Source organism: Thalassolituus sp. LLYu03 (assembly GCF_050507655.1).
Taxonomy (GTDB): Bacteria; Pseudomonadota; Gammaproteobacteria; order Pseudomonadales; family Oceanobacteraceae; genus Venatoribacter.
The window spans coordinates 3,980,395-4,000,609 of the sequence record NZ_CP191496.1 but is presented as its reverse complement, the minus strand read 5'-3'; the positions used below and the strand labels follow the sequence as shown (position 1 = coordinate 4,000,609).

The 20,215-nt window shown below is 58.5% G+C and carries 16 protein-coding genes; 9 read left to right on the top strand and 7 right to left on the bottom strand.

Annotated elements, in window-relative coordinates:
- Positions 1–345: 345 nt before the first annotated feature.
- Both ACQUQU_RS17845 and ACQUQU_RS17840 read right to left on the bottom strand, forming a co-directional pair.
- A complete protein-coding gene (locus tag ACQUQU_RS17845; protein WP_430461069.1) occupies positions 346–1,218 on the bottom strand; it encodes a metal-dependent hydrolase in 873 nt (290 codons plus the stop codon).
- 43 nt (positions 1,219–1,261) lie between these two features.
- Entirely contained in the window at positions 1,262–2,101 is an 840-nt protein-coding gene (locus ACQUQU_RS17840; RefSeq protein ID WP_430461068.1) for an SDR family NAD(P)-dependent oxidoreductase, read from the bottom strand.
- A gap of 264 nt (positions 2,102–2,365) precedes the next feature.
- On the opposite strand from ACQUQU_RS17840, the gene ACQUQU_RS17835 reads away from it, so the two are divergent.
- Positions 2,366–3,607 carry a PucR family transcriptional regulator gene (locus ACQUQU_RS17835; protein ID WP_430461067.1) on the top strand — a complete coding sequence of 414 codons (1,242 nt, stop codon included), beginning with the start codon at positions 2,366–2,368 and terminating at the stop codon, positions 3,605–3,607.
- A 7-nt stretch (positions 3,608–3,614) separates the two neighbouring features.
- On the opposite strand, the gene ACQUQU_RS17830 is transcribed toward ACQUQU_RS17835, so the two are convergent.
- The gene (locus ACQUQU_RS17830; RefSeq protein ID WP_430461066.1) at positions 3,615–4,829 is read right to left on the bottom strand and encodes a hypothetical protein; all 1,215 of its coding nucleotides are present in this window, start codon (positions 4,827–4,829) and stop codon (positions 3,615–3,617) included.
- 248 nt (positions 4,830–5,077) lie between these two features.
- Between ACQUQU_RS17830 and ACQUQU_RS17825 the strand changes: the two genes are divergently transcribed.
- The gene (locus tag ACQUQU_RS17825; RefSeq protein WP_430461065.1) at positions 5,078–6,181 is read left to right on the top strand and encodes a nucleoside hydrolase; all 1,104 of its coding nucleotides are present in this window, start codon (positions 5,078–5,080) and stop codon (positions 6,179–6,181) included.
- 271 nt (positions 6,182–6,452) lie between these two features.
- Here ACQUQU_RS17825 and nfsB read toward each other — a convergent pair whose 3' ends face one another.
- The gene (nfsB, locus tag ACQUQU_RS17820; protein ID WP_430461064.1) at positions 6,453–7,106 is read right to left on the bottom strand and encodes an oxygen-insensitive NAD(P)H nitroreductase; all 654 of its coding nucleotides are present in this window, start codon (positions 7,104–7,106) and stop codon (positions 6,453–6,455) included.
- A 98-nt stretch (positions 7,107–7,204) separates the two neighbouring features.
- On the opposite strand from nfsB, the gene ACQUQU_RS17815 reads away from it, so the two are divergent.
- Positions 7,205–7,609 carry a winged helix-turn-helix transcriptional regulator gene (locus ACQUQU_RS17815; protein WP_430461063.1) on the top strand — a complete coding sequence of 135 codons (405 nt, stop codon included), beginning with the start codon at positions 7,205–7,207 and terminating at the stop codon, positions 7,607–7,609.
- 24 nt (positions 7,610–7,633) lie between these two features.
- Here ACQUQU_RS17815 and ACQUQU_RS17810 read toward each other — a convergent pair whose 3' ends face one another.
- A complete protein-coding gene (locus ACQUQU_RS17810; protein ID WP_430461062.1) occupies positions 7,634–8,308 on the bottom strand; it encodes a DNA-3-methyladenine glycosylase I in 675 nt (224 codons plus the stop codon).
- 463 nt (positions 8,309–8,771) lie between these two features.
- On the opposite strand from ACQUQU_RS17810, the gene ACQUQU_RS17805 reads away from it, so the two are divergent.
- From ACQUQU_RS17805 to ACQUQU_RS17790, 4 genes are all read left to right on the top strand, one after another.
- Positions 8,772–9,341 carry an exonuclease domain-containing protein gene (locus ACQUQU_RS17805; RefSeq protein ID WP_430461061.1) on the top strand — a complete coding sequence of 190 codons (570 nt, stop codon included), beginning with the start codon at positions 8,772–8,774 and terminating at the stop codon, positions 9,339–9,341.
- Positions 9,342–9,551: 210 nt separating this feature from the next.
- A complete protein-coding gene (gene dauA / locus ACQUQU_RS17800) occupies positions 9,552–11,294 on the top strand; it encodes a C4-dicarboxylic acid transporter DauA (protein ID WP_430461060.1) in 1,743 nt (580 codons plus the stop codon).
- A 147-nt stretch (positions 11,295–11,441) separates the two neighbouring features.
- Positions 11,442–12,602: a methyl-accepting chemotaxis protein gene (locus ACQUQU_RS17795; protein ID WP_430461059.1), complete on the top strand. Its 1,161-nt coding sequence runs from the start codon at positions 11,442–11,444 to the stop codon at positions 12,600–12,602.
- Positions 12,599–13,399: a hypothetical protein gene (locus ACQUQU_RS17790; RefSeq protein ID WP_430461058.1), complete on the top strand. Its 801-nt coding sequence runs from the start codon at positions 12,599–12,601 to the stop codon at positions 13,397–13,399. The genes ACQUQU_RS17795 and ACQUQU_RS17790 overlap by 4 nt, the downstream gene beginning before the upstream one ends.
- A gap of 31 nt (positions 13,400–13,430) precedes the next feature.
- On the opposite strand, the gene ACQUQU_RS17785 is transcribed toward ACQUQU_RS17790, so the two are convergent.
- Complete coding sequence (locus tag ACQUQU_RS17785; RefSeq protein ID WP_430461057.1) at positions 13,431–15,920, bottom strand: penicillin acylase family protein; 2,490 nt, start codon at positions 15,918–15,920, stop codon at positions 13,431–13,433.
- 171 nt (positions 15,921–16,091) lie between these two features.
- On the opposite strand from ACQUQU_RS17785, the gene ACQUQU_RS17780 reads away from it, so the two are divergent.
- On the top strand, positions 16,092–17,255 hold the full coding sequence (locus ACQUQU_RS17780) for a helix-turn-helix domain-containing protein (RefSeq protein WP_430461056.1): 1,164 nt from the start codon (positions 16,092–16,094) through the stop codon (positions 17,253–17,255).
- A 33-nt stretch (positions 17,256–17,288) separates the two neighbouring features.
- Here the strand turns inward: ACQUQU_RS17780 and ACQUQU_RS17775 are convergent, their stop codons facing one another.
- Positions 17,289–18,326: an AraC family transcriptional regulator ligand-binding domain-containing protein gene (locus ACQUQU_RS17775; protein WP_430461055.1), complete on the bottom strand. Its 1,038-nt coding sequence runs from the start codon at positions 18,324–18,326 to the stop codon at positions 17,289–17,291.
- 209 nt (positions 18,327–18,535) lie between these two features.
- Between ACQUQU_RS17775 and ACQUQU_RS17770 the strand changes: the two genes are divergently transcribed.
- On the top strand, positions 18,536–20,173 hold the full coding sequence (locus ACQUQU_RS17770; RefSeq protein ID WP_430461054.1) for a CocE/NonD family hydrolase: 1,638 nt from the start codon (positions 18,536–18,538) through the stop codon (positions 20,171–20,173).
- The last annotated feature ends 42 nt before the right edge of the window (positions 20,174–20,215 follow it).

Below are 20,215 nucleotides of genomic sequence, written 5' to 3'. Positions count from 1 at the left end.
TCTAAGCTATCTGAAGAAGCTACCTGAAGAAGATGCACGAATAAGACGCCTGAAGAAGATGCCTGAGGTACAGCCACTGATGCTAACGAATCTTATCAGTATTTAGAAACCATTATTTGCGCCGCCGGATTTTGTGGCTGGCACGACCAACACCTGAGTCGTCCGATTACACAGGAATATCAGGGGAACTCATACCGCCTCGGGACACTGACGCTTCCCCAATAAAAGACGAGTCAATAGAAGATGAGCCAGTAAAAAGATGCAAAAAAAGAGGCTGTGCAATGCCATGCACAGCCTCTTTCTATTCTGCGGGTACTGACTCAGGCCAGCAGACCAGCCTGCAACTCAGTAGGCGGCTGCGATCAGCGCGTCGCACGCCTGATGCGGGTTACCTGTGGTGTCGTAAACACGCACCCACTCGCCGTAGTTGTGGATCACCGGAATGTCTTCTGGATGGAAGCCCGGCTTAAAGTACATCAGCAGCTTCGGCAGCATGGACGACAGAATACCTTTGCGGCCGTACATCCAATTCAGATTTTTGATCACCATCAGACGACGCTGGAACCAGTTGTAGCCGTCGGTTTTCAGCAGTTCATCACCGTAATTGAACATCACCGACGTGGTGTGGCGGGTAGCCAGAATCATGGCCGCACAGCGTTTGATGTAGCCGACTTTGGCCACGTTTTTCATCACGTTAAAGGCGACCGATCTGTGTTCCATTTCTTCAATGGCGTGCCAGGCCAGCAGCGCGCGCATTTTTGGGTGAATCTCGGCGGTGACGTCTTTGCGCGAGAAAAAGGTTTCGGCCAGCAACGCGGTGAAGTGCTCGTACGCGGCGGTTAACGCCAGATTAAACTCGTCGGAGTAACGGTTCTGATCGCGCTTAATGTATTCCTTCAGATCGCCCAGAATGCGTTCCATCGGCATACCCTGCGCGGCCAACAGATCGTTGAATTTGGTATGGGCAATACCATGCTGCGCTTCCTGCATGGTGAATTCCTTCACGTCGCGCTGCAGTTTTTTATCGGTAATGCGCTCACGGAAGGCACGCACACTGGAGATAAAATAGCGTTCACCGTCGGGGAAGCTTAATTGCAGCGCATCCATAATGCGGGTTCTGAACGGGTCGTTGCCATTCCAGTATTTCGGGAAATTGGCGTCCAGACCGAAATCGATGTCTTTACGGGCTTCAATGCTTGGCTGTACTTTCGCGTTCATAGTATCTCCCTGTATCAGAGGTGCCGGCGGTTATTATTAATGCTCAGCTGCGTGGTGATGAATATTGGTCGAGCACACCGTAGTGCTCAGGGTCGCGCATAGCGCTCATTTCGCGGTGCAGAATGCGGTTGCGCAGTTTGAGCGGTAACAAGGTCAGGAAGCGCAACAGTGATGATTGATAACCGAAAATCATGCGTTGTTTGCCGCTGCGGATGCCTTTAATTACTTCACGCACGGCAAACAGCGGATCGGTCTTCAGGTATTTTTCTTCAAATTCAGCACCGTTTTTTGAGTGCTTGGCAATGTTGGTTTTGATGCCACCCGGATGCACCAGATGCACAGAAACCGGCGTATCGGCCAGTTCGACCATTAACGATTCAGTAAAGCCGCGCACGGCAAATTTAGAGGCGCAATAATCGCTGGTGCCTGGCGTGCCGAGCAGACCAAACACGCTGGAGACGTTCACGACCGCGCCTTCCTGATTGGTCAGCAGCTGCGGCAAAAAAGCTTTGGTGATGTTCACGACGGCAAAGAAATTCACCTGCATGGTGGTGCGGTACTGCGCATTGTTCTGCACCCACACCGGCGCGCCACCACCGCCGATACCGGCGTTATTGATGATCACATGGGCGTTGCCGAGCTGGCGTTTTACCTTGTCGGCGAAGGCGGCCACGCCCTCTTCCGAGCCAATATCCAGCACTTCGCTCAGGCTTTTCGCCGACGTGATGCCCTGCACCATGCGCTGGGTCTCGGCCAGCTGCTCGCCGTTCACATCCGTGATGGCCACGATGGCTCCAAGGCGGGCGAATTCCAGTGCGTACTCGCGCCCCATGCCGGAGGCGGCGCCGGTAATAACGACAATCTTGCCGGTAAAGTCTTTCACATCAGGCCTCTTATTCTTATTGGCGGCACTCGCCTTGTTTTTGGTAGCGCAGCCGCGGGCGGCTGAGTTCTGGTGGCACGGCAGACCCTGCAGCACCCGTTTTCCACAACCCGCAATCGCTGAGGCTGATCATCTTATGAACGCAGCACCAGCCCATCAATGTACAAAACAACACTATCTGGGATACATTTGGTGCACTTTGCACCCCAAAGACTTACCCCCTCAACGTCCAACGCCGTCACCGGCTGAACTCCGGGAGAAACCATGGAACTGGCCGTCAGTACCCGCCGCCGCTGGCCCAATGTGCCTGAGCGCATACTCGATTTAATGCGTACCGGCGCCGAGCTGGCCCTGCAGCTGGCGACCAGCCCACAAGTGCTGGACGAGCTGGAGGCCGGCAACTTCGGTGAAGCCGATAAGCTGTACGTCGACCCCGTGCTGTCGGCCAAACAACGGCGTGCCATCCGCGCCGGCACCATCCACTGGCTGAACGGCGTTATCGCCCAGCCCGACCAGCCGGTCAGTGCTTTTCTGGTGGAAGAAGCCGTGCTCGGCATTAACGAAGTGTATCCGGCACAGGCGGCGCAGCTGCTGCTCAGCAACGCGCGTTCGGTGCAGGACATCGCCTGGCAATACTGGATGAAAATTGCCTTTCAGCTGACGCAGAATCCGCTGGAATTGCAGCAGCTGCTGGAAATTTCGTCGGTGTCGATCAGCACCTTTATCGACGACAGTCTGCAGCTTGGCCTTGCGCGCATGCAGCAGGATGTGGAATCGCGCAAGAGCGGCCATCTGGAGGAACAGCGCGAGCTGATTTCGCGCATCATGGCCGGTGAAACCACCGACCTCAACACCGCCGAACGCCTGCTCAATTACCCCTTCAGCCAGACGCACCACAGCGCCATTATCTGGAGTGAAGAAATTGATACCGAAATTTCTGACCTCGAAAGTCTGGCCACTGCGTTTCAGAAAGCCTGTCACCAAACCTCGTCACTGAAAATCATCGTCAGTCCGTCGGTAATCTGGGTGTGGGCGTCGGCACAATATCCGGTGAATGAAAAAGTGCTGGAAGCTGCCCTGAAGAAAAAAGAAAACATCCGCTTAAGTCACGGTGATGGTGGCGCCGGCATCGACGGTTTCCGCCGTTCGCATCTGGATGCGCAGGCCGCACAGCGGGTACTGGGCCGGTTAAAATCCAATGTGCAGCTGGTGAGTTACGACCGCGTACGTTTAATGGCGTTTTTATCGAAAGATGCAAAATCCATTCAGCATTATTCCGGCCATGTACTTGGCGATTTAGCCCAGGCTCCCGCCGCCGTGCGCCACGCCCTGCACGCGTTTCTGGAATGCGGCTGCAACGCCACCGAAGCAGCCAAACGCCTGCATACCCACCGCAACACGCTGTTAAGGCGATTAGCCAAAGCCGAAGAAATGCTGCCCCGCCCGCTGGCCGAAAACCGCATTCAGGTGGCCGTGGCGCTGGAGGCCTTGTACTGGATTTTGTGAGGCTGGCTCAGGCAGGTTTATTGCCTGAAGCCTTTTTTTCAAACACAACAGCCCATTGAGCAAAGCACTCCGCAGCATCCGGTTGCAGGGTTTTAAAGCAAAGCTCAGCTTCACGCATAATGTCTGCCAGCTTGTCGGCATTGGTTGTGCGACTGAAATCCGGCCGCTGCACCTTTGTCAGAAGCTGCAGGCTGGCGACGGTATCAATGGCGGCCAGACGCGCGCTGAATATCGCGCGCAGGGCGGCCGGAATATAGCCACATTGCGTGTCATTGATGTACGAAACAACCTCCCTCAGCAGAGGGATATTCATCTGCGCTTCGGGTTCTGCACGGACATTCGGATAAGGTTTTCCATCCCACACCATCAGCTCGATGCCGTGCTTAACACCAAGCTGTTGATTAAAGGTATCAACCGCTTGCTGATGTCTGGCGACCATAAACTGCAGCAATTCCTGATTAAATACGATGTCCGACGACCGTTCAGGATGATCATAAATCATGCCGCTCGACACCCGTCGTGACAGCAGCTGAGTCTGTGCGCCGTCGGTAAATTGCTGCCAGGTACGGGAAAAAAACTGAACAATGCGGATTTCCGTCTGCGCCAGCGAGCGGTTGATATCACCGCTGATGGCTTGCATCCGCTGCTGGTCGATGCCTGTCATTTCTGAGAAGGGCGTAAAGACATCGCGCCGGTGCACGTTGTAGTGCACAAAGCGACAATCATGAATACACGAATCCAGTTCCAGACTGACATTGATCTGCGAGGAAGGAATATCGGAATTCAGAATCGCCTGCCAGGTTCCCGCGTAATTACGCCCTTTTACCAACTGAACATACGTCGAATACGTCAGATCGTAGAGGTTACGGACGTAGGCGATGACCGTCAGCGTAAGATCAGGCAACGCTTGCAGTTCCGCCAGACGCTGACGAACCACCGGATTATGAAGTTCCAATACTTCAGACGACACAATGGCTTTCTTACCGGTCCAGCCAAAGTAGTGACGCAGCATACGTCCGGCACTGATTTCACCATCCAGGTAGCGCTTCATTTCAGTACCGTTGCCGCTGAAAATCTGCTGCTCACCGGTGAGTTTGGGTACGCCATGGTGGCGGAATCCCTGCTTCTGCAGCGCCTTGCGGTTGATCGCCAGCCAGGATTGCAGCGCCGACGTTCCCGTCTTGCCAAAGCCGACATGAAGATAAAGGTGTCGCTGCGTCACTGGTATTAATCCCTGGTTGCGGAAACATCATCTGCAGGAGCGCTGCACTATGCACCAGCAGGGTGGCGGATTCAAATTACTGACTACTGGTGTCAGAGGCGAAAAAGAAACGCCACCTCCGAACGTCGCCATTGTCACCCCATTGGCGGCGTTCCGCCCTCAGTGCGCGCCTGCACCATTGCTGACTGACATCTCACTTCTTATATTCCTGACCAACCAGTTAACTTCCGAATTCAGGAAACCACTCCATGTTCCGCGCTTTCTGCTCCGCCTTTGTGCTGCTATCGCTTCTGGCTCCGCTGTCAGTGGTGCAGGCACGTCCCGTGATTTTCGATACCGATATGGCCATCGACGACTGGCTAGCGCTTCTGTATCTGGCGCAGCACCCGCAGGCGGAATTAAAAGCCGTTACCATTTCTGCCAGTGGCGAAGCGCACTGTGCGCCATCGAAAGTGAATGTGGCGAATTTACTGGCGCTGACCAATTCCCGCGAACAAACCGTTATTGCCTGTGGTGATGATGTGCCGCTGGATGGCTACTTCACCTTCCCGAAGGCCTGGCGCGACGATGCGGATACGCTGTCGGGCATTGAATTACACAAGGCACCGGCCGGACGTTTTCCCGTAAGCAATCAACACGCCGCTGATGTCATTCACAGCGTGATAAATGAAAGCAGTGAAGCAACGGATATTGTCGCCGTCGGTCCGCTGACCAATATTGCGCAATGGCTGCAACGCTATCCGCAGGACAAAACCAAAGCCGGCCGGCTGTTTATTATGGGCGGCAACTGGCAGGTGAAAGGCAATATTATTGTGCCTCTGTTCACCAAAGATCATCCGAATACCAACGCCGAATGGAATATTTTTATCGACCCGCTGGCGGCCGATCAGGTGCTGCAAAGCGGTCTGGATATTGTCATGGTCGGCCTGGATGTGACCAATCAGGTGCGGGTAACCCACGCCTACGCCGACCAGTTTAAAACCCGGGTAAAAACACCGGCGGCCGCCTTTACCGATCAGGTGCTGGATAAAAACCGCTGGTTTATCGACAGTAACGAGTATTACTACTGGGATGTGCTGACGGCGATCATCGCCATGGACAACAGTCTGTGTACACCACAGCAGCAGGCCTTTGCTGTCGATCACCGAATCGCAGGCAAAGAGCCCTATTTGAAAACCTCTGACCTGTCGATGCCCGACAAGCGCTGGGATGGCCAACCACGCTCGCATCTGGACGCCGGTTACGCCGGCCATTTAATTGCAAAAAATGAAGGGCCGACTGTCAGTTACTGCATGAAAACCTCGGCTGAAAAAGCCTTTGAAAGCTTCACCAGCGTCATCAACCTGCCGTGATTTTTATTCAGGTTTCCTGGAGAAAAAGCCGCCGGGTGCCAAGCCAAGGAACGGCGGATACTAAGGGCGCGATGGGGCGCCTGGCGTGATAAAACTCTCAGCCTTTTTTAAAGAAATCCTAATGACGAGCAATGCCGCCTTTGCACACATTTAAATAATATTTTTATTATTTAAATTAAAGAAAATACCCGCCGGGCTTCCCCGACAGGTATTTTTATACGGCGGGTATTTTTATACGGCAAATGTTAAAGTGTCTGACAATCCAACCGGATTAAATCTGAGTAAAAATTTCGTCTTCACTCAGACGCGCCTTCGGCAGGGCTTTATTAAAATCCTGTTCACTGTGGTAACCCACAGACACCACGGCAACGGCACTGTAGCCTTTGGCGCGCAGACCGAATTCTTCATCCAGTACCGCCAGATCAACACCTTCCATCGGCAGCGCATCCAGCCCCAGGGCACCGGCACCCAACAGGAAGGTACCCATGTTCAGATACACCTGTTTTTCCATCCAATGCTGGGCGTCTTTTTTATCGAACCTGTGCTGATTCACAAAAAAGGTACGGCCGGCTTGTGCCATCTGGCGGTTGGCCGCCGCGGCGAAGCGGCCGGCGTTCTGTTCCGTGTCGGCCAGATGCTCGAGATACTCATCGCTGATCTGGGTTTTCGCGCAAAACACCACCACGTGCGAGGCGTGCATGATGCGGTCGTGATTAAACGCATACGGGCCGTGTGCGGCGCGGGCGATGCGTTGTTTGCCTTCTTCGGAATGGGTCAGTACAAAATGCCACGGCTGCGAATTGACGCTCGACGGGCTGAAACGCAGCAGCGACTGCAGCTGGGCGAAGGTGGCGTCGGGCACTTTACGGGCCGGATCAAAGGCTTTGGTCGAATAACGGGTCTGAGCGATGTCTGTCAGGTTCATATGGGTCCTCACGCGGATGTGGTTTACGTCAGATGGGCGCATAATAGGCACTGGTATAAAACTCACAAGTACGCACATTTTTGGCATATAGGCACAAAATGGATACTGTAAAACGACCGCGTTATCAGACCTACACCGGCGAAGCCTGCCCGGTTGAAGCCTCTCTTGAGCTGTTCGGCGGCAAGGGCAAAGGCATGATTCTCTACCATTTACTGAACGGTGAGTTGCGTTTCAATGAACTGAAACGGCGCATGGGACAGATCACCCAGCGCATGCTGACCAAACAACTGCGCGAGCTGGAACTGGTGGGGCTGGTGCACCGCGAAGTATTTCCCGAAGTACCGCCGCATGTGGAATACAGCCTGACGCCCATGGGCCAGTCGCTGTCGCCTGTGCTGCTGGCTCTGAAAGAGTGGGGAGAAGTGCACGCCCTGCCGCAGTTGCGGCGCCTGAACAGCGAACAGGGCGTGGATGAAACCGCCGCCGGACACTGCCCGCACTGAGGTGGGCAGCGTCATCAAAAACCATCAGGACTCAACCGACAGCGCCAGTATCTGACTGATCTCATTCAGCGAGCGGCCACTCTGCTGGCGCCAGATATCCAGTGCCTGCTGTACTGACGCCCACGCCTTTTTCGACGACGGTGCGCTGTTCACCACCCCTTCGCGTTTCAGACCGGCAATCACGTCGTTGGAGAATATCAGCGCATCCACGCCCATACGGCGCAGCCAGATTTGCGCGGTTTTCCCACCCAAACGGGAACCGCATTTCTGCAGCGCACTGATGTTGTCGCCGTAATCCGCCGCCTGCCAGTTGCTGAAATACGCCCCCACCGAACCATGAACGGCCACCAGCTCACTCAGGTACACGGCATTGTCGGTAATGGATTTTATTTTCGCCCAGTGCTTGATCAGACCGTCGCGCTGCATGATGTCTTCCAGCTGTTCATCCGACAGCTGGCGGCAGTAGGCCAGATTAAAACCACCGAATTCACGCTCGAACGCCGGCCATTTGTTATCGACCACTGTCCAGTTAAAACCGGTCTGAAAGACAATACGGCTCAGCTCCGACAACCAGCGGTCGTCAGTTTGGGCGGCAATGGCGCCGGCCGTCTGCGGGCGGCTCAGGCGTTGTTCAACCACGTCTTTGCCATGACGGGTGAAGGCCAGTGATTCGATCTCAGCGAAGGGACGCAGCGTCATGGGGCTTCCTTTTTAAGGCTTGGGTTTTCGGGCGTGGATTTTCACGCTGTGGTTGCAGGCGGTCAGTCACCAAAAAAGACATGCTCGAGCAGCCGGGTGTTTTTGAGAGTGACGGGGACTCAGGCGTGATACTACGCCAGCACGGGGAAGGGATAAATGCACCGGCGCATCCTGCGCAGGTGGCGGGCGACTTACTTGCCGGCTTTCTCCTGACGGTTAATCCACCAGCTGCTGACAAACACAGTGGAGAAGAAACACAGGATGATAATCCAGGGGGTAAAGTCGAACGTGCTGAGCATGAAGATCCTCCAGAGCCGAAGGTCGGTTGCCGACCCATATTATGTGCAGGCTATTTTCTGCACAATAGACATTTAGCGCTGAGCGGGCCAATTGAATCTGTGCGTTTAAGATTCAGTTTGTGCGTACAGTAAAAGCACTCCCGCAATATACGGTCGCCAACCCTATGCCTGCTTTTCTGCTGATCGATCTGGAATGCACCTGCGATGATCCCATGTTTGAACGCGATGACATGGAAACCATCGAAATCGGCGCCGTGCTGGGCGAGCTGACCGACGAGGGTTTTCTGCCCGTCCGCCAGCATTCGTTTTATGTGCGGCCGCTGATTCACCGGCAATTATCGGCCTTTTGCACAAGCCTCACCGGTATTGAACAGCATCAGGTGGAACGCGCGCCGACGCTGGCCGAGACCTGGCACGCCTTTGTCCACTGGCTGGGCGACGCACCAGTGCGCGGCTGGGGCAGCTGGGGGAAATTCGATGCCACTCAGCTGATACTGGAATGCCGGCTGAAAGGGCTGGATTTTCCGCTGGAAGCGCTGCGCCACCTCAACATCAAGCAACTGTTTGCGCGCAAACGCGGCCACCGCACCGGACTGGAAATGGCGTTGCAGTTGTCGGGGCTGAGCTTCGCCGGACGGCCGCATTGTGGCGTCGACGACGCCATGAATATCGGCCGTCTGCTGGCACAGGATGCTCTGCTGCGACAGGCGGTGCTCGACCGCTTACCGGATTAACACCCAGAATCTGGGGTGAATGCTGAACGTTTACCGCCACAGCATGCACTGCTGCCTGAGACAGCTCTCGACCGCTTACCGGATTAACGTCCACACTCCGGCCGCCAATGTCGTGAATCGGCCGCCGGCTACGACCTTATTCCTCAACAAAGAAAAGGCTTTACGCGGTATACTGCGCGCTCCCTTCAGCTGCTTCAGGTAGCTTGTTCTATGCCGCACCGCGCCCATTTGTTTTCTCTGCGCATCGCCAACGCCCTGCGTGAATCCCTGCACGAAACCCCCTACACCCGCACGCGCCTGATCAAAGATCTGCTCGCCGGTCTGACCGTCGGAGTCATTGCCATTCCGCTATCCATGGCACTGGCCATCGCCAGCGGCGTGGCGCCGCAATACGGTCTTTATACCGCCATGATTGCCGGTTTTCTGATTGCGCTGGCCGGCGGTTCACGCTTCAGCATTTCCGGCCCGACCGCCGCCTTTGTGGTGATTCTGTACCCCATTGCTGAAAAATTCGGTTTGGGCGGGCTGGCCATCGCCACCCTGTTGTCGGGTCTGATTCTGATCGCCATGGCCTTTGCCCGGCTGGGGCGTTTTATTGAATACATTCCCGAATCGGTGACGCTGGGGTTTACCTCGGGCATCGCCATTGTTATCGCCACGCTGCAGCTGAAAGATTTTTTCGGCCTGAATATCAGCTACCCGGAAACCTACATCGAAAAAATTGAAACCCTGGCCACGGCCCTGCCAGACGCCGGCCTGCCCAGCTTAGTGGTTGGCATCGCCACCTTCGCCGCGCTCTTGCTGTGGCGCCGGTTCAGCACGCTGCCGCCGCATATTCCGGCGCTGCTGGTCGGTGTCTTTGTGGCCTGGTTGCTGAGCCTGAACGGACACGAAGTGGCCACCATCGGCAGCCGCTTCACTTACACCCTGCCCGATGGCAGCAACGGCTTCGGCATACCGCCGGTTCTGCCGGAGCTGGTGTGGCCGTGGAATTTACCCGGCGCCGACGGTCAGCCGGTGGGCCTCAGCTGGTCGCTGCTGCAATTGCTGCTGCCAGCGGCGTTTTCCATCGCCATGCTCGGCGCCATTGAGTCGCTGCTGTGCGCCGTGGTGCTCGACGGCATGACCAATACCCGCCACAGCGCCAACAGCGAATTACTGGGTCAGGGCATCGGTAATGTCGTGGTGCCGTTTTTCGGCGGTATTACCGCCACCGCCGCCATTGCCCGTTCGGCCGCCAACGTGCGCGCCGGGGCGCAGACGCCCGTGGCCGCCGTGGTGCACGGTCTGGTGGTGATGGCCGGCTTGCTGGTGCTGGCACCAGTGCTCGCGTATCTGCCGATGGCGTCGATGGCGGCGCTGTTGTTGCTGGTTGCGTGGAATATTGCCGAAGCCGATAAGGTGATTCACTTTCTGAAAACCGCGCCACGCGGTGACATCATGGTGCTGCTCACCTGCATGAGTCTGACCGTGTTGTTCGACATGGTGATCGCCATTGGTGTCGGCATTGTGCTGGCGTCGCTGCTGTTTATGCGCGACATCTCGGAAATGACCAAAATCAGCGACATCAGCCATAACCGCCGTCTGATCAGTCAGCCTCTGCCGGATGACTGGGCCGTGATTAAAATTAACGGTCCGCTGTTTTTTGCCGCCGCCGACCGGATTTTTTCGGAACTGAGCCAGAGCACCCGCCCGTTAAAAGGTGTGATCCTCTATATGGATGCCGTGCCCATCATCGACGCCGGCGGTCTGGCTGCGCTGATGAAATTCCTCGACGCCAGCCGCCGTCATCACACTCAGGTGTGGATCGCCGACCTGCAGTATCAGCCGTTAAAAACCCTGGCCCGTGCCGGCGTGAATCCGCAGAACGGAGCGCTGCGTTTCTTCCCGACGCTGGCCGATGCCGTGACCGACACTCAGGCGTTCGGGCGCGAACAATTGTCAGCTTTGTAATATCGGCCGCGGTCAGCTTTCTTAAAAAAGCCCTGAAATACAGGGCTTTTTACATTCTGAAGCACTCCGGTTACAGCCATTTTCAGCAACGGCAAAATTCCTGATTACACTGAAGCTGTCTTTCCCCGACGGTTTTTTCACACGGTTATGCAGGCACTTCTTTTTACTCCGGTACGTTCACTGACCCGCAGCGCGGGCCTGTCGGGCGTGATTCTGTTCAGCGTCTGGCTGTTAATTCTGTGCGCGCTGCTGAGCTGGTTTCCCGCAGCCCAACACTGGCTGGCGGTGCCTTTGTGTCTGGCCACGTATCTGACCTGCGGCGTGCTGCTGAACCTGCGCCACGATATCCGGCAGGTGAATCAGGTGCTGATGCAGCAACAGGCCGATCATGTGCAGCATCTGGCGCTGCCGATGCAGACCTCAACGCTGGCGCCATTAATGAATAAGTTGCAGGTGCTGGTGCGCAACATTGAACGCGTGCAGCAGGAATACGCCGACCGGCTTGATGAAATTTCGTTTTCCGCCGGCGAACTGCAGGGCAGTGCCGACCATCTGGCCAGCAACACCGAACAGCAATCCAACGCCATGCAATCGGGCGCCGCCGCGCTTGTAGAAATGAGTCAGGGGGTGGAAAACATCGCCACCCTGGTGCGCGAAGCCGCTGGCATGGCCGGCGATGCCAACCAGCTGGCCAGCGATGGCAGCCGCCATGTGCTGGCCGCCGCCGACGATATCCGCCGCATCGATGTCAGCGCCGCCGGCAGTGCCGATGCCATGCACAGCCTCAGTGAGCAGTCGGCCAACATCAACGGTATTACCGATCTGATCCGTGCTATTTCCGAGCAGACCAACCTGCTGGCGCTCAACGCCGCCATCGAGGCCGCCCGCGCCGGTGAACACGGCCGCGGCTTTGCCGTGGTCGCCGATGAAGTGCGCACGCTGGCGCAGCGCAGCCATGAATCAGCCAACGATATTTCGCGCCGCATCGAGCAGATTTCCGCCGGCATCGAAGACGCCGCCGTGCGCATCCGCGACATGCGCGCCATGACCGGGCGCAGCGTCGATCTGGCCGGGCAGGCGCAGCAATCGCTGCAGGCCATTCACGCCCAGACCGAAGCGCTGAAGACCCATATGTTTTCCGTTGCCAGCAACACCGAACAACAGAGTCAGGCCACCAACGAAGTGTCGCGCCGCATCGACGAAGTGCACCACGCCGCCACGCGCAACAGCGAGCAGGCGTTACAGACGGCACGCATTGCCATGCACATGGCCGGCCTCACCCGCACCAACCGGAGGACACCGGCATGAATCTGTTATCTGTCTGGCTGGTACTGCTGGCCCTGCTCGTCAGCGGCGGTCTGATTCTGTTATTCCGCCAGCTGCGCCGCAGCCTGATTACCAGCCGCCAGCGCACCGGGGTGCAGCAGCTGATGCTGATCAAACAACTGCTGGTGCTGACCCAGCGCCATCGTGGCGCCAGTTACGGGGCGATTAAGGGCGATACCCAGCTGCGCACCACAGTGGCGGAACTGGAACGGGCGATGGAGCAGCAGATCCGCCAGCTGTCACCGCTGGCCGACGCCGGCCGGCAGCAGGATCACTGGCTGGCCTTTGCCGACCACTGGTCGCGGTTACAGCGCAATAACCTGAGCACAGACGCCGAGAACAATCTGGCGCAGCACAATCAGCTGATCGGCGTGTTGCTGTATTTGCTGGAAGACGTGGCGGAAAGCAGCTGGCTGACCGAGGCCGGACAGGAACCCATGACCTGGCTGTGGCGGGATCTGCCGCGCGCCGCCGAACTGGTGGGGCAGGCCCGGGTACTGGGGTCGGGCATCATGGCCGAAGGCACCACCGACAGCGTGCATAAGATCCGCATGCGCTTTGTCCGCTCACGGCTGGAGCAGGTGATGACAGAGCAGGCACGGGGCAATGAAAAACTGCAGGAGCTGATGACCGTGATCGATCAGCAGATCCTGCAGGAGAGTGCACAACGTATGGGCGCCAAAGCCTATTTCGATCTCAGCACGCAGGCGATGGAGCCTTTCTTCCAGCGCATCGACGACGGGCTTAAGCGCCTGCAGCAACTGACCGGCGCCCACTGACCCGCTGGCGGGTCAGGCACCGGCAGTCACCTCAATTGCCTTTGATGGTCAGGGTTTCCACCGCCTGCGCACTGACGTCGGCGGCGCTGAACACCATCGGACGCCACGCCAGATCGCCGTAGTTTTCGGTCTGATCTTCAAAGAATTCCGACTCCGGATCGTGCGACTGACCGTAGCTCAGGAACATGTCCGCGCTCGGGCCGTTGTCGTCAAACTTCAGCGCCATGACAAAGCTGGAGCCGTAGTTGATGCGGTAGGCGGCGCTGGAGCCAGTACCGTCTTCATCCAGATCGGTCAGTGGCGAATCGCTGCGCGCGCTGCCAACCACATTGGTCGCCAGATCCGAGGTCGAACGCGACGGCACCTTGCTTTCCGCCATGTTGAACACGCCCTCGTACGAGTTACCGCCGGTCACCGCGATCGGGTCATGGCCGTCGGCCTTGATCACGTACTGCAGAGAACCCAGCTCGGCGTCCAGCGCAATGCCGGCGTCGGTCAGTCGCTTGGCGGCGGCGGCCAGTGCCTGCAGCACAGGGTCGTTGTCCACATCACCGGTATCAATGGCGACCAGACCGGACGGGGTTGTCGCTGCATGACTGGCACTGAAAGGTTCGGCAAACAGGCTGTTGCTCAGTGTGCGGTGACCGGACACGCGGAAGGCCGCCAGGAATTCACGCATCACCTGCGCACCGGTACTGGTCAGATTGTACTTACCGTCCCAGTTGGCCAGCGCCGTACAGGCCGGTGTCAGATTGAACGCCGAGCCATCCACCTGAATGCTGGAGTAGCTGGTGCAACGGCTCACCAGTTCGTTGCGGAAGTCACCGGCAAACAGCGAACCATTGTGGGTCAGCACGGTTTCCAGTTCCGCCTGAGTGAAGCGGTTGTCAGCACCGGCCAGACCTGTGCCGGACATGTCGCTGATCAGCTGCGCGTTGTAACGGGTACGCGGGCTGCGCACCACTCGCTCCGGTCCGTACATCAGACTGTAGCCTTCCAGCGGTTCATCGACGTTGGCCAGCCAGTGGCTGCTGTTGGCGTTGAACACATAATCGGTGCGCGTCACTTGCGGCGCTTTGCTGAACGGCACCAGACCCGGAGCACCGGCATCGCCAGTATCTTTCCATTCATACGCAGCGCCGGTGCCCGGCAGCATCACGCTGCCTGCGCCGTCCTGCCAGATACCTTCCAACTGGCTACTCTGCGAGGCGACTTTCCAGTACGTCTCTGCAAGACTGCCCAGATTCGGCACCTGAGTACCGTCGATGTACGACGCCGTACCGTCTTTGGCGATCATCAGGGTATTCACCCACGGGATGCCCTGATGGTCTTCGAAGGCCTTGAAGAAGGATTCACGGCTGTCGGCTTTATCCATTGCCAGCCATTGTTCCAGCATGCGCGTGTTACCGGCGTTGGCATCGCGGAAGGTCACGGCTGTGCTGCTGTTCCAGCCCAGCGCCGACGACAATGACGCCAGATTCACCATAGGGCCGAAGTGGCTGAAGTACAGGGTGTGCGGCACATCCACCAGCGAGCCATCGCTCTGTTTCACCGCCACGGTGACCGTCTTGCTGGTGATGTCGCGGTACTCACCGTCGAACTTGTAGCGCAGCGGATCCGCCGGATCGAGCTTCAGCTGGTACAGGGTGAAACGTTTGGACTGCGATACGGTGTGGGTCCAGCCGACGTTGTCGTTGAAACCGATCAATACCGCCGGCAGACCGATCATGGCCACACCGGTGACGTCCAGTTCACCGGGAATGGTCAGGTGCTGTTCAAAGAAACGCAGTTCGCCGTCCCACGGGAAGTGCGGGTTACCCAGCAGCAGCGAGTTGGCGTCGGCCACGCGGTCTTTCCCCAGTGCCCAGCCGTTACTGCCGATGCCCTCGGCGGTGAACACCTGCTTGTTGTCGAGCTCGGCGTGATCCACCGCGGCCACGGTGGCAACCGGCGGCTGGGCGGCGGCCATGGCGGCGAGGAAGTTACGGGCGCTCGACAGGCCGGCCAGATCCAGCTGGTAGGCCAGCAGATCCTGCGCGCTAATCTCCGTCACCCATTCCGCATCGCGGCACGGCGACGGGTAGTCGGCGGCACTGGCGCGCTCGCCCAGCGAGCGGTTAAAACCGGCGGCATAACCTTCCAGCAGGTCTTTGGTGGTGTCGGACAGACCGCTGTACAGGCTGGCGGCCTCGGCCGGATAATCCATGGCCTTGTAGCCCAGATCCGACAGCAGGTTGGCATTGCCGGTACCGGCACCGAAGTAGGTCGACTTCAGCGACTTCAGCTTCATCAGCTGCTCGGACAGGGTGCACAGGTTTTCGCGCGCCTGCGCGTAGCCAACGCCATAGCCCAGACCGGCGTAGTCGTCAGCGGAAATATGCGGAACACCGTGGCCGGTGTAGGTAATGGTCGCCTGATAGCGGCTTGCATTGCTGCTGTCGTCGTTGCAGCCTATAAGCAGCGCGCAGCTGAGCGCGCTCAGTGCCATCGCCGCACCAGAGCGGACTGTGCGTAAACGCATGGGGGTTTCCTCACTTGTTATCATTATGAGTTCAGGAAACGGCATTTAAGCGTACCGGCAAGGGGCTGGTCGTTCGTCTCGATGGATCCGAAACACGATAAAAATAACTTACATATCAAATACTTACAGGTTCGTTTCGATCCATCCGCACCTGTACTGACCGAGGTTTACATGAATTACGCAATCGGCGCTGCGGCTCTGATCGGCCTGTGTCTGAGCGGCATTCTGCTGCTCGCCGCCCTGAGCTGGCTGGTGAAACACGCCCACGCCCGCCTGACGGTGGCCTGGCTGGTCGCCCTCGCCTCTCTGGTGGTGCTGCAGTCGCTGGAATTTCTTTACCACGCCGCCGACCTGTTTGTGACCTGGCCTGTGTTCCTGAAGCTGGTCGACCCGCTGATCGTGCTGCTGCCGTTTTGTCTGTACGGCTACATCCGTGCCTTACAGGGCGACAACCTGCTGACCAGCTGCCGCGCCACCCTCGCGCACCTGTCACCGGCGCTGATCACCGCCCTGCTGGATGTGCCCTACTGGAGTCTGCCGGCCGATGAACGCATTCAATGGATACTGCGCGTGCGCGACGACGAAAACCTGTGGCAGCCGCTGGCGCCCTACGGCAACGAATATCTGGCCATCATCGCCGTGCTCAGTTTGTTTTACTGGTGGCGGCAACGGCAGCTGGGCTACGCCGGGCGCAAAGCGCGCACCGGCGAATGGATCGGCCAGCTGCAGGGACTGCAGCTGATCATGGCGCTGTCGCTGCTGGTGCGCATCACGCTGAGCAAGGGTTTTGGCATCGATCTGTCCGTGGCCTACGCACTGGCGCCGGTCAGTGGCTATCTCCTGTACCTGATTCTGGCCCAGACCCAACTGCCGTTACCGGCGGCGCGGGCCCTGCCAGCGCTGAACAGCGACGGCACCCGGCCTGTGGCCATGCACCTGACGCCGGAAACCGGCGCCGCAGAGTCCGCGTCCGGCCTGCCAGCGGCAGGCACTGCGCAGGAAAACAGCCAGTGGCTGCTGTTCCGCGAGCTGGAAGACGCGCTGCAGGCCGGCGCCTTCCGCGACAACGAACTGTCGCTTGGCAAACTCGCCACCCAGTGCGGCATGACCAGTCATCAGGCGTCGGCGGCCATCAACCAATGCTCGGGTGGTCACTTTTACGATTGGGTGAATCAATACCGCATCGACGCCGCCTGCGAGGCGCTGCGCCATTCCGACACACCGGTGGCGCGCATCTGTTTTGAGGTGGGGTTTAACTCCAAGTCGACCTTCAACACGGCCTTCCGCCGCCGCACCGGGCTCACGCCCACCGCGTTCCGCAGTCAGGGCGTTTAGCGCACTGACACATCAGCAATCCGGGCTGCGGCATCAGAAATCCGAGCTGCGCACGATGCCCGAACGCAGATAAGACCCCGGCGGCACGCCGCGCGAGCGGTTGAAGGCATGGCTGAAACTGCTGGCGCTGCTGAACCCGGCACGGGCAGCGGCCAGCTTGATCGACTCGCCCTGACGCAGCAGCTGCTCCGCCAGACTGAGGCGGCACTCGCTCACCAGATCACGCCAGCGCCAGCCTTCTTTTTCCAGATGGCGGCTGAGCGTACGCGACGACATGCACAGCTGGCCGGCGATGGTTTCCATGTCCGGCACCTGCGGCAGCTCCGCCGTCACCAGCCGGCGGACCCGGTCTATCACGTTTTCCGACGGCGGACGGCTCTGGCCGGTGCAGGCCAGTTCGCAGGCCTCGGCGGCCAGCGGATTGGCCATCGGCATGCTGATGGTCAGGTACGAGGCGTCACCGACAAAGCAATGCTGCGCTGAGTTTTCCTGCACCGGGCAATTAAAAAAGCGGCTGATGTGTTCCATCGCCGGCAGGCGCGGAAAGGCCAGATGAATTTCGCGCACCCCCGGCGGAATCTGCGGCAGCACTTCCTGATGCAAAGCGCCGACAATGCCCAGCTCACGGCCGATAATGAACCGCTCCTGCGCCACCGACACCGGCTCGGCGCAGCCCATCAGCAGGCGCACATCGTTGCGCTCAACCATGAATTTCAGCCGCGTCAGGTTCACCGCGCTGGTGAGGTAACGCTCGATCAGCAGCATGGCCGCGCGCAGGTCGCGGCTGGTCAGAATCCCCAGCCCCAGTACGCCGAGACTCGACAGCTGATACTCAAGCCCGGTGGCAAAGCCGCAGGCCAGCGGTTCTTCCCCCGAGGCGCGGCAGAAGTTATCGATCATCTGCAATTCCTGGCGCGTGCTGACGTCGGCGCTGCCCTGCTCCAGCAGACTGAGCGACAGCCCGGTGCCGTGCAGCACCTCGGTGGCGGCAATGCGTTGGCGGGTGGCCTGCAACAACAGAATGCGGGCGCTGGCGAGTCCCAGACCGGGTGAGCGTTGACCAGCGTTCATAAGTGATACCTGCGGTGAGTCGGGTTGTTTTTATAATTTGGTACTTACGTACTTACTTATGTCTGTCCGGAACACAGCGCTGTCCGGCCGCAGCATTTTTCTCTGCCACCAGTCCACTAAGGTTAGTGCGCCCTCCGCCAGGGATGGCCGGGCGCTCGGGCAGTTACTCCTGACTGCAATGTAAAACAACAAAAACAACGGGATATACCATGAAAAAAGCCATTATCGGGCTTTGTGCTCTGGGCGCACTGAGCGCACCCCAGGCGCAGGCCGACTCTGCCCTGTTACCTGCCCTGACCCTGGTTGGCGGACTGCTGAACGTTGGCGTCTTCCCTGAATCCGACCTTTACACCACCAACGACGACATCATCATCACCGCCGACGACGGCACAGAGCTGGCGGCCAACGTGTTCGTGCCGAACGCGGGGGGCCTGAAACCAGCGGTGATCTTTGTGAACAGCTGGGCGCTGAACGAGTACGAATACCTGACCGAAGCCGCACGCTTTGCCGAAGAAGGCTACGTGGTACTGAGTTATTCCACCCGCGGCTTCGGTACCTCAGGCGGACTGGTCGATACCGCCGGTCCGCTCGACATGGCCGACTTCAGCAAGGTGATCGATTACCTGATTGCCAACTACGACGTCGACCCGCAGCGCATCGGTTCAGCCGGTATTTCCTACGGTTCCGGCATCAGCCTGCTGGGTGCCGCCCACGACCCGCGCATCCGTGCCGTGGCCGCCATGAGCACCTGGGGCAGCCTGCGTGAATCCCTGTACGGTCAGGAAACCCCGCGTCTGGTGTGGGGCGAGCTGCTGACCCTGTCGTCGCAACTGACCGGTAACCCGGACCCGATCATCGCCGAAACCTGGAACGACGTACTCAACCGCCGCAACCTCGACGCTGTGTACGCCTGGACCGATGAGCGTTCGCCGATCAACTTCGTCGACCAGATCAACGCCAACGGTACGGCGGTGTATATCTCCCAGAACTGGGGCGATAACCTGTTTCAGGTGAACAACGTGCTCGACCTGTATATGGCTCTCGACGTACCCAAGCACATCGACCTGCAGCCGGGCACGCACGCCGGTGCCGAAATCGGTGGTCTGCTCGGTGACGGCAATACCCACGTGCTGAACAACCTGCATCGTTGGTTTGCAGAGCATCTGCAGGACGATGCCGACGCCATGGAAGGTCAGCTGCCGGTGAACATGAAGGTGAAATTCACCAGCGGTTACCAGCAATACGCCGACTACCCGGTACCGGGCGCCAACAGCGAGACCCTGTATCTGCAGCCGCGCACCGCCCTCACCGACGGCGGCCTGAGCGACAGCCCTTACCAGAGCTGGTTCAGCGTCGACAACAACATCAACTCGCTGGTCGATACACTGGCCGGCACCCAGATTCCGCTGGTATCGCAGATTCTGGAACAGCTGGATGTACCGGTGACCACCTCGATTCCGCTGATTGTGCGGCCGAACGGCATTACCTTTATCGGTAAGCGTCAGAGCGAAACCCTGGCCATCCGTGGCAAGCCGGAACTGAGCCTGTATGTGCAGCCGAAAAACAGCACAGTGCAACTGGTGGCGTACCTGTACGACATGGACGCGCTGGGCATCGGCAAGCTGATCACCCACGCACCGGTCACCGTGCACGATGCCGTGGCGGGCAAGAAAATCCGCGTGAACTTCCCGCTGGTCGCCACCGCCTATGACGTACCGGCCGGTCACAAACTGGTGCTGGCGGTGGATACGCAGGACCTGCTGTACGCCAAGCCGGACGGCCTGTACGCGGTGGATTTCGAGTTCACCAATGCCCAGCAATCGACCCTGACGATTCCGGCGCTTTAAGCCCGTCGCCTTATAAGCCCGTCGCCTTATAAGCCCAGCGCG

Bases quoted from the DNA above. Each gene is read 5' to 3' on its own strand.
- ACQUQU_RS17790 (WP_430461058.1), top strand. From the start codon at position 12,599: ATGAATCTGTTATCTGTCTGGCTGGTACTGCTGGCCCTGCTCGTCAGC.
- ACQUQU_RS17785 (WP_430461057.1), bottom strand. From the start codon at position 15,920: ATGCGTTTACGCACAGTCCGCTCTGGTGCGGCGATGGCACTGAGCGCG.
- ACQUQU_RS17775 (WP_430461055.1), bottom strand. From the start codon at position 18,326: ATGAACGCTGGTCAACGCTCACCCGGTCTGGGACTCGCCAGCGCCCGC.
- ACQUQU_RS17795 (WP_430461059.1), top strand. From the start codon at position 11,442: ATGCAGGCACTTCTTTTTACTCCGGTACGTTCACTGACCCGCAGCGCG.
- ACQUQU_RS17845 (WP_430461069.1), bottom strand. From the start codon at position 1,218: ATGAACGCGAAAGTACAGCCAAGCATTGAAGCCCGTAAAGACATCGAT.
- ACQUQU_RS17810 (WP_430461062.1), bottom strand. From the start codon at position 8,308: ATGACGCTGCGTCCCTTCGCTGAGATCGAATCACTGGCCTTCACCCGT.
- ACQUQU_RS17805 (WP_430461061.1), top strand. From the start codon at position 8,772: ATGCCTGCTTTTCTGCTGATCGATCTGGAATGCACCTGCGATGATCCC.
- ACQUQU_RS17835 (WP_430461067.1), top strand. From the start codon at position 2,366: ATGGAACTGGCCGTCAGTACCCGCCGCCGCTGGCCCAATGTGCCTGAG.
- dauA (WP_430461060.1), top strand. From the start codon at position 9,552: ATGCCGCACCGCGCCCATTTGTTTTCTCTGCGCATCGCCAACGCCCTG.
- ACQUQU_RS17780 (WP_430461056.1), top strand. From the start codon at position 16,092: ATGAATTACGCAATCGGCGCTGCGGCTCTGATCGGCCTGTGTCTGAGC.
- nfsB (WP_430461064.1), bottom strand. From the start codon at position 7,106: ATGAACCTGACAGACATCGCTCAGACCCGTTATTCGACCAAAGCCTTT.
- ACQUQU_RS17815 (WP_430461063.1), top strand. From the start codon at position 7,205: ATGGATACTGTAAAACGACCGCGTTATCAGACCTACACCGGCGAAGCC.
- ACQUQU_RS17825 (WP_430461065.1), top strand. From the start codon at position 5,078: ATGTTCCGCGCTTTCTGCTCCGCCTTTGTGCTGCTATCGCTTCTGGCT.
- ACQUQU_RS17770 (WP_430461054.1), top strand. From the start codon at position 18,536: ATGAAAAAAGCCATTATCGGGCTTTGTGCTCTGGGCGCACTGAGCGCA.